This window comes from Tessaracoccus flavescens, assembly GCF_001998865.1.
GTDB classification, from domain to species: Bacteria; Actinomycetota; Actinomycetes; order Propionibacteriales; family Propionibacteriaceae; genus Arachnia; species Arachnia flavescens.
Genome location: NZ_CP019607.1, coordinates 158,684 through 171,576, shown reverse-complemented (window position 1 = coordinate 171,576; position 12,893 = coordinate 158,684). Strand labels below are relative to the sequence as shown.

The following is a 12,893-nucleotide window of genomic DNA, read 5'->3' as shown; positions in this document are numbered from 1 at the left end:
GGGGCCGCTGGATTCTAGGCTCCTTCCGCCGTGTGTATAGGGCACGCGGCGGAAGGAGATTCTTCGATGGTACGAAAGATCAGGGCGAAGCTGGTGTTGCGGCTTCGCGCCGAGGGCTTGTCGGGGCGGGCGATTGCCGCGTCGCAGCAGATGTCGCGCAAGTCCGTGATGGCGGTGTTCGAGGCCGCCGACACCGCGGGGGTGTCGTGGGACGACGTCTCCCAGCGCAGCAACGACGAGGTCTATCGCCTGTTGTTCCCGGGGCGGGGTGAGCATGAGACGGTGTTCGCTTCCCCGGACTGGGACCAGGTCCACAGGGAGATGGCCAGGGTCGGGGTCACGCTGAAACTGCTCCACGGCGAATACGCCGACTCGTGCGCCGCGGAGCGGGTGCCGGCGATGGGCTATGACCGGTTCTGCAAGACCTACCAGCGCCACGTCCTGGTCACCGGTGCGGCTTCGAGGGTGGGTCACAAGGCCGGGCAGAGCGTCGAGGTCGACTGGTCCGGGCCGACGATGGAACTGACGAACCCGGCCACCGGGGAGGTTTCGAAGGTCTATCTGTTCGTGGCGTGTTTGCCGTTCAGCCGGTTCGCGTTCGTCTATCCCGCCTTGGACATGAAGCAGGACACGTGGCTGCGGGCACACGTGGCCATGTTCACCGCCTTCAGCGGGTCGGTGCCCAGGATCGTGCCGGACAACTTGAAGACCGGGGTGGTGAAGCATCCCCGGGAGGGTGAGGTCGTGTTGAACGACTCGTATCGGGAGATGGCTGCGCACTACTCGGCGGCGGTGCTGCCCGGACGGGTGAGGAAACCCAAGGACAAGGCCTCGGTCGAGAACACCGTGGCTCATGTTGCGACCTGGGTGATCGCTGCCCTCAGGGACGAGGTGTTCACGTCGCTGCCCGAACTGGCCGCCGCGATCGAGGGCCGGGTCGAGGCTTACAACGCTGAGCCGTTCCAGAAGCGTCCCGGCTCACGGGCGAGTGTGTTCACGATTGAGGAGCAGCCGCTGCTGCGACCGTTGCCCCAGGTCGCCTACGAGATCAGCCGCTGGGCCTATGGGCGCCGCGTCGGACGCAGCGGGCACGTGGTCTGGGAGAAGAACCACTACTCGGTGCCTTATCTCCACATTGGATCTAAGGTCGACCTGCGGATCACTGACCGGGTCTTGGAAGTCTTCGCCGGGTCTCAGCGGTTGAGCAGCCACCTGCTGCTGCCGGAGGGATCCGCCGGGGGCTGGCGCACAGCCGAGGCCGACCTTCCCACCGGTGAGAAGTATCAGCCCTGGGACGCCGCCCGGGTCCGGGAATGGGCGGCCAGGGTCGGGCCGGCAGCGCAGACGGTCATCGACCGGATCTTCGAATCCGTGGCGATTGATGAGCAGGGCCTGGACCCGGCGTTGGCGGTGTTGCGGCTGTCGCGTCGGTTCTCCGCCGACCGGGTGGAGGACGCCTGCCAGCTGGCTCTGGCCGCAGGGGTCAGGTCGCCTCGCTACGTCCACCTCAGACCGATCCTGGACACCGGGCAAGACAAGCAGCCCATCCCAGAGCCCGTTGATGCCGGTGGCTACGTCCGCGGCGCCGACTACTACGCAGAGCGGAGCAGCCGATGAGCAGCTTGGACGTCGAGACCAAACGCAAACTCCGCGAGATGGGCGCCACCCCGCTGCTGGAGGCCATCCAGACCCAGGACGAGGCCTTGGTGCTCGGTCTCGGGTTCGAGGAACGGATCCGGATCATCGTGGACGAGGCACACTCAGCCTTCACCCACTCCAAAGTCGACGGCCTCATCCGCCGCGCTGGGCTGCGCTATCCCACAGCGGACCTGCGCAGGATCGACCTCGTCGAGGAACGCGGTCTGGACAGGGGCGTGATCTCGCAGCTGGCGACCTGTTCGTTCATCGAACGCTCCCACAACGTCGTGTTCCAAGGCTTCACCGGCTCCGGGAAATCCTACCTCGGCTGCGCCCTGGCGAAACAAGCCTGCCTCCACCGGATCCGGGCCCACTACATCCGAATGCCCGACCTCGCCGAAGCCTGGCATCTCGCCAAGGACAAGCCACAGGGGCAGATGAAGTTCCTCCGCAAGTACGCGGCCTTCACCCTGCTCGTGATCGATGAATGGCTCCTCGACCCACCCGACGAAAGCATGCGCAGCATGCTCCTGGAGCTCCTCGAGCGCCGCTACGACACCACCTCCACCGTCTTCTGCACCCAATACGCGAAGAAGGACTGGCACCAGCGCCTCGGCGGAGGAGTCCACGCCGACGCCATCATGGACCGCATCGTCCACAACACCATCTGGATCGACACCGGCACCCACAACATGAGAGAACACACCGCCACGAAGTGACCAGCCCGGCGCTGGTGGACGGCCCCCGGCCCCCACCAGCGCCACCGGTGGCCCCCAACGTCAATATCGATGGCTCCCAGAGGCAATATCCAGTGGTCCCGTCAGGCTCGAATACTCACCAGGGTCGTCTTGCCGACACCTCCCTTGCCCATGGCCATCACCAGGCCGTGGTCTGCCTGGGCCAGCTCATCAACCAGAGCGGCAAGACGGGGCATCGTCACATCGTTCCCGCTGGTCTGTGGTTCCTCGGCAGCGGCGACGTCGACGCGCTCGTCGAGCAGGGATTCGAGAGCGTCGAGGCCGACCATGTTGACCGACTTGAGCTCGATGGTGTCGCGTGGCAGTGCCGCCAACGCTGCCGGCATTCCGCTGAGGGCCGTCTGCTCGCGGGCGTGGATGGCACGCGAGAGGTCATCGGTCGCGGCGGATGCCGAGAGCTGGCCGTTGACCACGAGGTTGGTCGCATGGATGTCGAGCTCGGCCAGTTCCTCGAGGGTGCGAGCCACCTCACGCAGGGTGGACTGTTGGGCCCGGGCGATGAGCACCAGTCGGGTGCGCGTCGGATCGGTCAAGGCCTGGACCGCGGCACGGTAGGTGGCGCGGTTCTTCTCCAGCCCGCTCATCGGTCCCAAGCAGGAGGCGTCGCCCTTGCCGTTGTCGAGGTAGCTGGTCCAGCTGCCGGGCAGCTGCAGCAGGCGGATGGTGTGACCTGTGGGTGCCGTGTCGAAGATCACGTGGTCGTAGTCGCGGGTCATCTCCGGGTCGGCCAGCAGGTCGGTGAACTCGTTGAACGAGGCAATCTCCGTGGTGCACGAACCGGACAGTTGCTCGGTGATGGCCTCGATCTCCTTGATCGGCAGGATGGCCCGTACCGGCTCGAGGATCTTGTCACGGTAGGCGGCAGCCGCCTGGTCAGGGTTGATCTCCAACGCGGCCAATCCCGGCACGGCGGGGATCTGCGTGACCTTGTTGCCGATGGCCACGCCGAAGACCTGGGCGACGTTGCTGGCAGGGTCGGTGCTGACCAGCAGCACGCGCTTGCCCTGACGGGCCAGGCGGACGGCCGTCGCGCACGCGATACTGGTCTTGCCCACGCCGCCCTTGCCGGTGAAGAAGAAGTGCCGAGGGGCGTCGGCGAGGAAGTTGAACATGTCAGTCTCCTGGGGTCTCTTGGGGGCGGGGCGTTCAGCAGCAGTCCGAGTCGGTTGACGTTGCCGTCGACTCGCCGCAGCATCCCCCCATTGCCGGAGCGGACGTCGGCTGTGACGATCCGCAGCAGCCCGTGGTGATCACGGGATTCTCCGCCGACAAGCAGCCGCCGGCAGGGGCCTCGTCTACCAACCCGGCGTAGCGCTCGAGCTCGTCCAGCCGGGGATGACGACCAGTCAGCACCGTGACGTCATCGACCAAGGTCAGGGGCAGGCTCTCGGATCCCGCAGTCTGGAGGAAGTTCACGACCACAGGGTTCTGCGCGAACAGCGACGGGTCACTGGCCAGGTTGGAGCGCTCGATGTCTACTCCACGGTCCTTGAGCGCGTTGACCGCGGCGGTGAAGTCGACCAGCGCTTGGTCCAGCTCCGGGCCACAGACCCCCGTGTTGCAGCACAGCGCGGGTTCGAAGACACGAATGACCGACATGATGAAACCTCCACAAGATCAGGACATCCGACATATGGACGTCGATACGTCAGGTGATACAGACACATCGATGATCGTCAATACGTGAGGTAGGGTGATTCCATGACCATGTCGGTGGACCTGACCCTCGATTCCTCCACCTGCCTGCCTGGCGGGGCCACGATCTCGCCCCAGAGGGCCGAACAGGTTGCCCTTGTCGCCAAGGCGCTGTCGGACCCGGTGCGGCTGCGAATCTTCCACCACATCGCCGCGAGCTGCTGTTCGAGCGTGTGCGCCTGTCACCTCCCGGAGGTCTTCGGCGTGACGCAGCCGACCCTGTCGCACCATCTGAAGAAGCTGGTGGAAGCCGGTCTGGTCAACCGTGAAATGCGTGGACGTTGGGCCCACTTCACTCCTCGACCCGAGGGTCTCGCGGCCCTCACGACCCTCCTGGGAGAACTGTCATGACCAACCCCACCCGCCCCTCAGTGCTGTTCGTGTGCGTGAAGAACGCCGGTAAGAGCCAGATGGCAGCCGCGCTGATGCGCCAGGCCTGCCGGGACGCAATCGAGGTCCATTCGGCCGGAACGCGACCCGGCAGCGCGCTCAATGCCGCCTCCCGTGGGAGCGTCGAGCGCGTCGGGGGCAGCTTCGAGGGGGAGTTCCCCAAGGCCATCGATGCCGAGCTGCTGCGCCGCGTCGACCGTGTCGTCCTCATCGGAGCCGAGGCCCAGCTGGCCCCCGTCGAGGGAATGCGTGGCACCATCGAGCGCTGGACGACAGAGGAACCCTCCCTGCGCGGCATTGAAGGCGACCAGCGCATGGACCTGATCCGCGACGATCTCGCCGCCCGAACCCTCGAGCTGCAAAGTGACCTGCTGGCCGCGTCGGAGTGACCTGGCCCCACCCTCTGACCAACAAACGTCAGGAGCCAGGGCTGCGTCGTGGAACTACGCCAGGCGCCAAGATCTGCCGTCGTGTCAAGAGCCATAGCCGCGGAGGCGCGGGAACCGCCGACGCCTCCACCCATCGTGTCCCGAGGGAGGGCCCAGAGTCACTGCCAGGACGTGGCAGGTTCCCGACAGGGCCGCCGCCGCGCCGCCCGGCCGCCGCGCACGTGGACGATCTTCCGCTTCGCGACACCGGGCGCGGCTATGCTCGCGCCAACAGACTCGCGACAAACACTGCAGGGGAGACGTGATGGCTGGAGCGAACGGAAACTGGGGAGACCGGCAGGGGCCGCCCAACGGCCCGGGGTCTCCCGGAAACGCGCAGCAGGGCGGTCCGGACTTTGTCGGTCCCGGGAACCAGCGGCAAGGGGCACAGCCGGGCTCCTACCCGGCAGGCAACCCGTACGCGGCCGGCCCGAGCGGACCGAACGGCCCCGGTGGACCGAACGGCCCCGGTGGACCGAACGGCCCCGGTGGACCGAACGGCCCGATGGGGTTCACTGGTGGCCCCTCCGGCCCCGGCGGGCCTCCTTTCGCGTGGAACCAGCAACAGAACCCGCAGTGGCAGCCCGGAAAGAAGAAGAAGAAGGGCAACGGCCTTGTCATCGGCATCGTCGTCGGGGTGCTCCTGCTCGCGCTGGTGGCGGGTGGCGGCTGGTTCGCCTACAGCTCGATCAAGGCGCGCGAACTCGCCGAGGCCGATGCCGAAGCGGTCTCTGCGGCGAAGAGCGCCATCAGTGCCATCGCCTCCGTCGATCTCGATGATGCCGATCGCATCAAGACGGCTGAGCAGCGGTACAACGAGGTTCGCGAGGAGGTCCGAGGTCAGGTCAGCAACTATTCGACCCTGACCAAGGCGAAGGGTGAGTTCCAGGACCAGCAGGAGGAGCTCGAATCGGTGCAGGTGATCGTCGACGCCTGGGCCGCGGCGCCCGAGTGCGCCGCAGGGTACGAGGCGGCCGAGGCTGTCGAACCGCTGAACCCGTCCCAGCTCGAAAGGTTGAAGGGTTACGAGGAGCTCTACGCCGCGGTCGACAAGTGTAGGGCCGACGAGGAGGCGGCCGCGGAAAAGGAGCGGCAGCAGAAGGAGAAGGAGGAACAGGAGAAGCAGGCCGCGGAAGAGACGCGACGCAAGAACCTGTTCAAGGTCAGCAACTACTGGTTCGAGAAGTCCGGTAAGGGTCCCGCAAAGGGGTGCCTCTTCGCCGTCACGCCCGAGTTCACGAACCTGTCAAAGACCGAAACCTTCCAGTCCGTGGTGATCGACGTCTCGTTCTACAACCCGGACGGCTCGACGGCCACCGACATGTCGGGCAACAGCAGCCAGCGGCTGACCATCTCCAAGGCCGTTGCGCCGGGCGCCCTGCATCGCTCGACCGTGGCGACCGTGAACTACGACTGCGCGATCGACCTGGTGCGCATCGAGCGCGTGGAGCTCACCTACGCCTCGGGCGGAAAGGACGAGCTGTATCCGGGAGAGGTCCAGTACGGCGCCCAGTGGACCAACAGCTGACCGTTTGAAGTAATACCCCCAGGGGTATATGCTCGGGGTATGCCAACCCGAGAAATCACCGACGCGACGCTCCACGAGAGTGTTGCAGGCAACGACATCGTCCTGCTCGACTTCTGGGCAGGCTGGTGCCGCCCGTGCCAGGTCTTCGCCCCGATCTTCGAGGAGGCCTCCGAGCGCCACCCTGACATCCTGTTCGGGAAGGTGGACACCGAGGCACAGCCTGAACTGGCCGAGGCATTCGAGATCGCCTCCATTCCCACGCTCGTGGCGTTCCGCGAGGGTGTCATCGTCCATGCGGAACCGGGTGCGGTGCGCGGGCCCGACCTCGATCAGTTGATCGAAGCGGTCAGGGGGCTCGACATGAGCGACCTGCACGCCGAGGTCGCCGCCCAGGCGGGGGAGGTGTCTCGATGAGGATCGTCGTCGTCGGAGGCGTCGCCGGCGGCATGAGCGCTGCCGCCCGTGCCCGCCGCCTCGATGAGACGGCCGAGATCATCGTGCTCGAACGTGGACGGCACGTGTCGTTCGCCAACTGCGGGCTTCCGTACTACGTCGGGGGCGAGATCGAGGACAGCGGAAAGCTCCTTGTCCAGACCCCGGCCTCGCTGCGCGCTGCGCTCAACCTCGACGTCCGCACCGGCCACGACGTGACGGCCGTCGACACCGCGCGCCGGACAGTCACCGCGCAGACCCCGGACGGTCCCGTCGAGCTCGCCTACGACGCGCTCGTCCTGTCGCCGGGCGCGAAGGCCATACGGCCGGACATACCGGGGCTCGACTCGCCGCGCGTGAGCACCCTGCGGACGGTGGATGACGCCATCAGGCTCAAGTCCGATGTCGACGAAGGCGCCAGCCGTGCCGTCGTCCTCGGCGCAGGCTTCATCGGGCTCGAGGCGGCCGAGGCGCTCGCCATGCGAGGGCTCGACGTGACGGTCGTCGAGCTCGCGCCCCACGTCCTGCCGCCGCTGGAGCCCGAACTCGCCCACCTCGTCACGCAGGAACTGCGTGCCATCGGGGTCACCGTGCGCGACGCCGTGGCCGCCACGTCGATCGAGGACGGACCCGACGAGGCGACAGTCGTCCTCGGCGACGGGAGCCGGATCGCTGCCGATCTCGTCGTCCTGTCGGTTGGTGTGCGCCCCGACACCGCACCGTTCGAGGCGGCGGGCATCGAATGCGAACGCGGCGCCATCGTGGTCGACGAACACGGGCGGACCTCCGCCGACGGGGTCTGGGCCGTCGGTGACGCCGTCGTGGCCACCGACGCCGTCACCGGCATGCGCCGACCCGTGCCGCTTGCCGGGCCTGCGAACCGTGCAGGTCGCCTCGTCGCCGACGACATCGTCCGCCCCGGGTCGGCACGTCCCATCCCGAACCCCGTAGGGACGGCGATCGTCCGGGTCGGCAGCCTTACCGCGGCCATGACCGGCGCCAACCGGGCCGCTCTCGATGCGGCCGGGCTGGACTACCGCACCGTCCACCTGCATCCGAACCAGCATGCCGGCTACTTCCCGGGTGCCACCCAGGTGCGGCTCGTCCTGCACATGCGCTCCGACGACGGGCTGCTGCTCGGCGCCCAGGCGGTCGGCCTCGACGGCGTGGACAAGCGGATCGACGTCCTCGCCACCGCGATCCGTGCGGGGATGGCCGCTCCCGACCTGATCGACCTCGACCTCGCCTACTCGCCGCCGTACGGCCAGGCGAAGGACGGCGTCAACCTCGCCGGCATGCTCGCGGCGAACGTGCTGGACGAGACGCTCACCCTCTGGTACGCCGACGACCTCGAGGACGTCAGCGCTGAGGCGCTCATCCTCGACGCCCGCAGCGAGGGGGAGTACGCGACCGGACACCTTCCCGGATCGCTGAACATCGCCCACACGCAACTGCGGGAACGCCTCGACGAGGTGCGCGAGGCCGCCGCCGGGCGCCCGGTGCGGGTGCTGTGCGCCTCCGGGGTCCGCTCGGCGATCGCGCACCGGATCCTGACCCAGTCGGGGTTCGACTCGGCCTCGCTCTCCGGCGGGATGCTCACCCTCCGGGCCACCCTCGGCGACCGCGCCGACACCGTCCTCACCACCCGATAGGGGCACCCATGGCAACCCAGGATCCCGACGCCCGCAGGAAAATCCTCAACCGGCTCAAGCGCGCCCGGGGACAACTCAACGCCGTCATCGACTCGGTGGAGAACGGCGGGAGCTGCCGCGACGTCGTCACCCAGCTCTCCGCCGTCTCATCGGCGCTCGACAAGGCCGGCTTCGCCGTCATCGCGACGGCGATGCGCGACTGCGTCGCCGACCCGGACGGCGTCAGCCGCGACGAGGACATCACCACCGAAGAGCTCGAGAAGCTCTTCCTCACCCTCGCCTGATCACACGAACCCAACCAAGGAGAAACCATCATGTGTCGACCCGTCGCCTGCAAGCAGTGCGGAAAGACCACCTGGGCCGGATGCGGCCAGCACATCGCAGACGTCAAGCGCACCGTCCCCGCGGCCCAGTGGTGCGGGGGTCACGAGAAGACCGCAGCGACCGGAGGCTTCTTCTCGAAGCTGATCGGCCGCTGACCATCCCCCTACGCCGCAGCCACGTCCCGACTCGCGTCGCACGTGGCTGCGCGCATGTTCATCGGTCTCTCCTCACCCGAGCCACGACAGTATGGCCCCGCGGCTCCAGCATCGCCCGACCGCGGTCGCGGTCGTGCTGTCCTCTCCCGTCGTGAGGATTCCCAGGATGCTGTGTCCGGAGGCGGGCCGGTCACCATAGGTGGGGATCGACGGCGCCACGCCCACGCCCTCGGCCGAGACCCAGGCCACCGGTCGGCCCGCGCCGGTGACGGCGGAGAGCAGCTCGGCCCGTCTCGGACGGCTCAGCCGCGCCACCGTCCAGGTCGTCATCACCATGGGAGTCACATCGGCCCTGACCGACGCGATCGCCGCAGGAAGGTTGGCCACGGGGTCGCCCGCGACACGGTGCACCGGCAGGGAGGTCAACATGTCGAGTTGCCGGTCCACCTCATCGCGGAGCTCAGGGGGTGAGGCCCGGCGGAGGACGTCGCGTTGGTCCACGGAGAGCGGGGATCGTGCGAGAAGCAGTCGTTCGACGACCCGCGGCACCTCGGCTGCGGGGGGTGCCGCGCCGCGGACCACCCTCGCCTCGGCGCAGACCGTCGAATCGACAGGGCCCAGTTGGGGGCCGGGTGAGTAGAGCACGCGGGCGCGGTCGACGACCAGGTTGAGCCCGGCCGGTCGGCCGAGGTCGATCAGGGCGATCCGTGTCGTTGCCATCCGGGCCGCTGCCTCGGCGATCAGCGGGGCCAGCACCGTCGCCCTGCAGGCCTGGTCACCCATCGGTGTCCGGGAAGAGGTCGTCCACGCCGAGCCCTGCAGGCAGTTCGCCCACACTGCCCGAGCCGACCTCCACGAGCCCCCAGCGGCGCTTCTCGTCCAGGGTGACGTCGGTGGTCACGGAGGCGACGCCGAGTTCGGCGATTCTCGGGGCAAGGGTGTCGATGAACTCGTCCAGCCCCGCCTCGTCGATGGCGCCCAGCGCGGACTGCGGATGGTTGCGCACCGCGCGACACGTGCCGTCGACCCACCAGAGCCGGCAGATCGTCGAGGTGCGCGACGAACATCGAGTCGGCCCGTCGTCCCCCGGGCATCCGGCGGAGGAAGCCTCGTCGGCGAAGAACTTGTCGGCCTGCTTCGGGTTCAGCACGGACGCCGGATGGATGAACCTCATGCTGAAGCCTCGTCGTAGGCCGCCTGCGCAGCTGAGACGGGGCCCATGTGCTCGACCGCCCATTCCTCGAGGGCGCGTAGCGGGCCACGCAGCGAGGTGCCCGAGTCGGTCAGTTCGTACTCGACCCGTCGCGGGACCTGCGGATAGAGGGTTCGCCGCACCAACCCGTCCCGCTCGAGGTTGCGCAGCGTCTGGGTCAGCATCTTCTGCGAGATGCCGTCGACGCGCCGGGCCAGCTCGCCGAAACGGATCGGCCCCTCCTCGGCGAGGATGCCCACGATCAGCACGGTCCAGCGGTCACCGATCCGGTCGAGCAGCCTCCTGCTCGGGCAGTTGCGGTCGTAGGGGTCCCAGGGCATGTGATCCTCCTCAGGCACCGGACGGGGAGTCAGGCACTTTGCGGTGCGTACTTCTAAAAGGGTGCCTACTCTCCTATGGTAAGTGATGATGGCTTCGCAGGAAGCCCGGAAGGATGGACAACATGGCACGCATCACAGTGATCGGCGGCACCGGCTACGCAGGCTCGAACATCGCGCGCGAGGCCGCCGCGCGCGGCAACGAGGTGACGGTGATCGCCCGCAAGGAGCCCGAGCAGAAGATCGAGGGGGTCGCCTATGTGACGGGTGACGTGACCGACGCCGGCCTGCTCGCCGACGCGGTCGCGAACTCCGACGTGGTCGTCGAGGCGCTCTCGCCGCGCGGGTCGCTCGAGGGGAACCTCCGTGGGGTCGTCGCCGGTCTCGCCGACGAGGTCAAGAGCGCGGGCAAGCGGCTCGGCGTCGTCGGGGGAGCCGGATCGCTGCTGGTCGAGGAGGACGGCCCGACGCTGTCGTCCACGCCCGGGTTCCCGGAGGCCGTAAAGGCCGAGTCGGGAGAGATGGCCGACATCCTCGAGGACCTGCGCGCCTCAGACGAGTCGCTGGACTGGTTCTACCTCAGCCCCGCGGCCAACTTCGGTGGCTTCAACCCGGGCCGCCACACCGGGCAGTTCCGCATCGGAGGCGATGTGTTGATGTCGGACGCCGCGGGCACCTCCGACATCTCGGGCGCCGACTTCGCCCAGGCCTTCGTCGACGAGATCGAGAAGCCCGCACACCGTCGCGAGCGCTTCAGCGTCGCCTACTGAGTGGGAGGCGCGCAGCTCGGGGAGATCGCCCTCAAGCTCATCTCCTGAGCCGCGCACCCGACGGGGGAGGGTCAGCTGGGGTTGACCCTCCTGCCGTTGAACGGGCCACCGAAGATCGGGGTGAGCGGGCAGACATTGATCGACCCCACGACCGCGAAGAAGGCGCCGACGGCGAGCAGAACGACGCCGAGGATCACCGATCCCTTCATCGCGAGCACGGCGATCCCCGCCACGATGGCGATGATGCCGGCCGCGACGCGGAGGCCTCGGCCCGCCCCTGATGCCATGAACTGTGCGAAACGCATGTGAATCACTCCTCAACAGGCGCCCGGATGGCTCGGACTTCGCCCCGGAGATCCTCGAGGCGGCCCGCCAGGTCAGCAGGAGGCGCACCTCCGAGGAGGATAAACGGGGGCTCGACGCGGCTCCGCTGAAACTCCAGCAGCAGTTGGAGCTGCAGCGCATTCTCGTCGATGCCGAGCAGGCCGCCCTCCTCGACGCACGCGCCTCGGGTGCCTACCGGTCGGCCACCATCAACCGGGCCCAGCACCTGCTCGACATCAGCGCGGCCCGCTTCGAACCGGGGTCAGGCCACTAGCAGCGTTCCGCCGAGCGCGACGCCGCCGACGACGAGAGTCGACGCGGTAGCGAGCGCGACCGGACGTGCGCCGAGCCTGCGGAAAGCGCTGAGCCGGGCGCCGGTGCCGAGCGCGAACATCGCTGCCGCCAGCAGCACGGTCTGGACGGTCGACGCCGCCGCGGCCGCGCCGTCGGGGACCACGCCGGTCGAGCGCAGAGCGACCATCGCCAGAAAGCCCAGCACGAAGAGCGGAACCAGCGCCGGACGGGATCCGCCCGAACGTCGCCTCTGCAGCGACACGATCGCCATCACGGGCGCAAGCAACAGGACGCGGGCGAGCTTCACCACCACCGCGGCCGAGAGGGCGGCCGCCCCGAGCGAACCGCCGACCGCCACCACCTGGGCCACCTCGTGGATTGACGCCCCTGCCCACAGCCCTGCGGTCGCGGGGGAGAGTTGGAGCAGCGCGGCCACCGCGGGCACGAGGCCGATCATCCCGGTTCCGAAGGCGACCACGAGACCCACGGCGCTGACCACCTCGTCGTCCTCGGCGTCGATCACCCCGTCGACCGCTGCCACCGCCGCCGCCCCGCAGATCGAGAACCCGCAGGCGATCAGCAGGCGCTGGTCGCGCGGCACGCCCATCCTGCGGCCAAGCCACAGGGTCGAGGAGATGCCGACGCACACCACCGCCACCACGACGCCGATCATCCCCGGGCCGAGCGCCCAGATATCCCCGAGCGTCAGTTGCAACCCGAGGACGACGATGCCGGCCCGCAGGAGTCGTTTCGAGGCGAACGCGAGCCCCGGCTCGATGGAGGCGGGCAGCCGGAACAGGTTCCCGGCCGCCACGCCGAGCACGATGGCCACGAGCAACGCGCTGACTCCCACCCGGCTGACCCCACACGAGACGGCCACGGCGAGGGCGGTGAGCGCGAGCCCGGGCGCGATGGAGGTGGTTCGCTGCAGCGTTTCGGTGGTCATGGCCTCAACCCAACCCCAGTGACCGGCCC

General features: G+C 68.3%; 18 protein-coding genes. 11 read left to right on the top strand and 7 right to left on the bottom strand.

What is annotated here, in order from left to right:
* The first annotated feature begins 66 nt into the window (after positions 1–66).
* Both istA and BW733_RS00830 read left to right on the top strand, forming a co-directional pair.
* Positions 67–1,617, top strand: a complete 1,551-nt coding sequence (gene istA / locus BW733_RS00835; RefSeq protein WP_077347046.1) for an IS21 family transposase — start codon at positions 67–69, stop codon at positions 1,615–1,617.
* Positions 1,614–2,357 (top strand): ATP-binding protein, encoded by a 744-nt coding sequence (locus tag BW733_RS00830; protein WP_077347044.1) that lies wholly within the window; start codon positions 1,614–1,616, stop codon positions 2,355–2,357. Before istA ends, BW733_RS00830 begins: the two co-directional genes overlap by 4 nt.
* A gap of 101 nt (positions 2,358–2,458) precedes the next feature.
* Here BW733_RS00830 and BW733_RS00825 read toward each other — a convergent pair whose 3' ends face one another.
* Both BW733_RS00825 and arsD read right to left on the bottom strand, forming a co-directional pair.
* Positions 2,459–3,508, bottom strand: a complete 1,050-nt coding sequence (locus BW733_RS00825; protein WP_237268256.1) for a TRC40/GET3/ArsA family transport-energizing ATPase — start codon at positions 3,506–3,508, stop codon at positions 2,459–2,461.
* A gap of 34 nt (positions 3,509–3,542) precedes the next feature.
* On the bottom strand, positions 3,543–3,995 hold the full coding sequence (arsD, locus tag BW733_RS00820; RefSeq protein WP_077347042.1) for an arsenite efflux transporter metallochaperone ArsD: 453 nt from the start codon (positions 3,993–3,995) through the stop codon (positions 3,543–3,545).
* A gap of 102 nt (positions 3,996–4,097) precedes the next feature.
* Between arsD and BW733_RS00815 the strand changes: the two genes are divergently transcribed.
* The 7 genes from BW733_RS00815 to BW733_RS18450 all read left to right on the top strand — a co-directional run bounded on the left by BW733_RS00815 (position 4,098) and on the right by BW733_RS18450 (position 9,000).
* Entirely contained in the window at positions 4,098–4,442 is a 345-nt protein-coding gene (locus BW733_RS00815) for an ArsR/SmtB family transcription factor (protein ID WP_077347040.1), read from the top strand.
* Positions 4,439–4,870, top strand: a complete 432-nt coding sequence (locus BW733_RS00810; protein WP_077347038.1) for an arsenate-mycothiol transferase ArsC — start codon at positions 4,439–4,441, stop codon at positions 4,868–4,870. The genes BW733_RS00815 and BW733_RS00810 overlap by 4 nt, the downstream gene beginning before the upstream one ends.
* A gap of 544 nt (positions 4,871–5,414) precedes the next feature.
* Entirely contained in the window at positions 5,415–6,437 is a 1,023-nt protein-coding gene (locus BW733_RS18535) for a hypothetical protein (protein ID WP_179947107.1), read from the top strand.
* Positions 6,438–6,476: 39 nt separating this feature from the next.
* Positions 6,477–6,851, top strand: a complete 375-nt coding sequence (locus BW733_RS00795) for a thioredoxin family protein (RefSeq protein WP_077347034.1) — start codon at positions 6,477–6,479, stop codon at positions 6,849–6,851.
* Positions 6,848–8,521, top strand: coding sequence for an FAD-dependent oxidoreductase (locus BW733_RS00790; RefSeq protein ID WP_077347032.1), 1,674 nt, complete (start codon positions 6,848–6,850; stop codon positions 8,519–8,521). The genes BW733_RS00795 and BW733_RS00790 overlap by 4 nt, the downstream gene beginning before the upstream one ends.
* A gap of 8 nt (positions 8,522–8,529) precedes the next feature.
* On the top strand, positions 8,530–8,805 hold the full coding sequence (locus tag BW733_RS00785) for a metal-sensitive transcriptional regulator (RefSeq protein ID WP_077347030.1): 276 nt from the start codon (positions 8,530–8,532) through the stop codon (positions 8,803–8,805).
* A gap of 30 nt (positions 8,806–8,835) precedes the next feature.
* The gene (locus BW733_RS18450; RefSeq protein WP_169836063.1) at positions 8,836–9,000 is read left to right on the top strand and encodes a DUF8730 family Cys-rich protein; all 165 of its coding nucleotides are present in this window, start codon (positions 8,836–8,838) and stop codon (positions 8,998–9,000) included.
* Between the two features lie 72 nt (positions 9,001–9,072).
* Here the strand turns inward: BW733_RS18450 and BW733_RS00780 are convergent, their stop codons facing one another.
* From BW733_RS00780 to BW733_RS00770, 3 genes are read right to left on the bottom strand one after another with little or no spacing between them, the layout of a single operon-like run.
* Positions 9,073–9,783: a DUF2332 family protein gene (locus tag BW733_RS00780; RefSeq protein ID WP_077347028.1), complete on the bottom strand. Its 711-nt coding sequence runs from the start codon at positions 9,781–9,783 to the stop codon at positions 9,073–9,075.
* Entirely contained in the window at positions 9,776–10,174 is a 399-nt protein-coding gene (locus BW733_RS00775) for an ATP-grasp domain-containing protein (RefSeq protein WP_077347026.1), read from the bottom strand. Before BW733_RS00775 ends, BW733_RS00780 begins: the two co-directional genes overlap by 8 nt.
* Positions 10,171–10,533 carry a winged helix-turn-helix transcriptional regulator gene (locus BW733_RS00770; RefSeq protein ID WP_077347024.1) on the bottom strand — a complete coding sequence of 121 codons (363 nt, stop codon included), beginning with the start codon at positions 10,531–10,533 and terminating at the stop codon, positions 10,171–10,173. Before BW733_RS00770 ends, BW733_RS00775 begins: the two co-directional genes overlap by 4 nt.
* A 122-nt stretch (positions 10,534–10,655) precedes the next feature.
* Here BW733_RS00770 and BW733_RS00765 point away from each other — a divergent pair, with 122 nt between their 5' ends.
* Positions 10,656–11,300: an NAD(P)-dependent oxidoreductase gene (locus BW733_RS00765; protein ID WP_077347022.1), complete on the top strand. Its 645-nt coding sequence runs from the start codon at positions 10,656–10,658 to the stop codon at positions 11,298–11,300.
* Positions 11,301–11,371: 71 nt separating this feature from the next.
* Here BW733_RS00765 and BW733_RS00760 read toward each other — a convergent pair whose 3' ends face one another.
* Positions 11,372–11,605: a YgaP-like transmembrane domain gene (locus tag BW733_RS00760; RefSeq protein ID WP_077347020.1), complete on the bottom strand. Its 234-nt coding sequence runs from the start codon at positions 11,603–11,605 to the stop codon at positions 11,372–11,374.
* Between BW733_RS00760 and BW733_RS00755 the strand changes: the two genes are divergently transcribed.
* Positions 11,593–11,898 (top strand): hypothetical protein, encoded by a 306-nt coding sequence (locus BW733_RS00755; RefSeq protein ID WP_077347018.1) that lies wholly within the window; start codon positions 11,593–11,595, stop codon positions 11,896–11,898. The two genes, BW733_RS00760 and BW733_RS00755, sit on opposite strands and share 13 nt — an antisense overlap.
* Here BW733_RS00755 and BW733_RS00750 read toward each other — a convergent pair.
* Positions 11,887–12,864 carry a YeiH family protein gene (locus BW733_RS00750; RefSeq protein WP_152024507.1) on the bottom strand — a complete coding sequence of 326 codons (978 nt, stop codon included), beginning with the start codon at positions 12,862–12,864 and terminating at the stop codon, positions 11,887–11,889. The genes BW733_RS00755 and BW733_RS00750 overlap by 12 nt on opposite strands.
* Positions 12,865–12,893: the final 29 nt, after the last annotated feature.

Excerpts from the sequence above, each read along its gene's own strand:
- BW733_RS00825 (WP_237268256.1), bottom strand. The coding sequence starts at position 3,508 with ATGTTCAACTTCCTCGCCGACGCCCCTCGGCACTTCTTCTTCACCGGC.
- BW733_RS00785 (WP_077347030.1), top strand. The coding sequence starts at position 8,530 with ATGGCAACCCAGGATCCCGACGCCCGCAGGAAAATCCTCAACCGGCTC.
- BW733_RS00765 (WP_077347022.1), top strand. The coding sequence starts at position 10,656 with ATGGCACGCATCACAGTGATCGGCGGCACCGGCTACGCAGGCTCGAAC.
- BW733_RS00830 (WP_077347044.1), top strand. The coding sequence starts at position 1,614 with ATGAGCAGCTTGGACGTCGAGACCAAACGCAAACTCCGCGAGATGGGC.
- BW733_RS00780 (WP_077347028.1), bottom strand. The coding sequence starts at position 9,783 with ATGGGTGACCAGGCCTGCAGGGCGACGGTGCTGGCCCCGCTGATCGCC.
- BW733_RS18535 (WP_179947107.1), top strand. The coding sequence starts at position 5,415 with ATGGGGTTCACTGGTGGCCCCTCCGGCCCCGGCGGGCCTCCTTTCGCG.
- BW733_RS00750 (WP_152024507.1), bottom strand. The coding sequence starts at position 12,864 with ATGACCACCGAAACGCTGCAGCGAACCACCTCCATCGCGCCCGGGCTC.
- BW733_RS00775 (WP_077347026.1), bottom strand. The coding sequence starts at position 10,174 with ATGAGGTTCATCCATCCGGCGTCCGTGCTGAACCCGAAGCAGGCCGAC.
- istA (WP_077347046.1), top strand. The coding sequence starts at position 67 with ATGGTACGAAAGATCAGGGCGAAGCTGGTGTTGCGGCTTCGCGCCGAG.
- BW733_RS00815 (WP_077347040.1), top strand. The coding sequence starts at position 4,098 with ATGACCATGTCGGTGGACCTGACCCTCGATTCCTCCACCTGCCTGCCT.
- BW733_RS00795 (WP_077347034.1), top strand. The coding sequence starts at position 6,477 with ATGCCAACCCGAGAAATCACCGACGCGACGCTCCACGAGAGTGTTGCA.
- BW733_RS00810 (WP_077347038.1), top strand. The coding sequence starts at position 4,439 with ATGACCAACCCCACCCGCCCCTCAGTGCTGTTCGTGTGCGTGAAGAAC.
- BW733_RS00760 (WP_077347020.1), bottom strand. The coding sequence starts at position 11,605 with ATGCGTTTCGCACAGTTCATGGCATCAGGGGCGGGCCGAGGCCTCCGC.
- BW733_RS00790 (WP_077347032.1), top strand. The coding sequence starts at position 6,848 with ATGAGGATCGTCGTCGTCGGAGGCGTCGCCGGCGGCATGAGCGCTGCC.
- BW733_RS18450 (WP_169836063.1), top strand. The coding sequence starts at position 8,836 with ATGTGTCGACCCGTCGCCTGCAAGCAGTGCGGAAAGACCACCTGGGCC.
- arsD (WP_077347042.1), bottom strand. The coding sequence starts at position 3,995 with ATGTCGGTCATTCGTGTCTTCGAACCCGCGCTGTGCTGCAACACGGGG.
- BW733_RS00770 (WP_077347024.1), bottom strand. The coding sequence starts at position 10,533 with ATGCCCTGGGACCCCTACGACCGCAACTGCCCGAGCAGGAGGCTGCTC.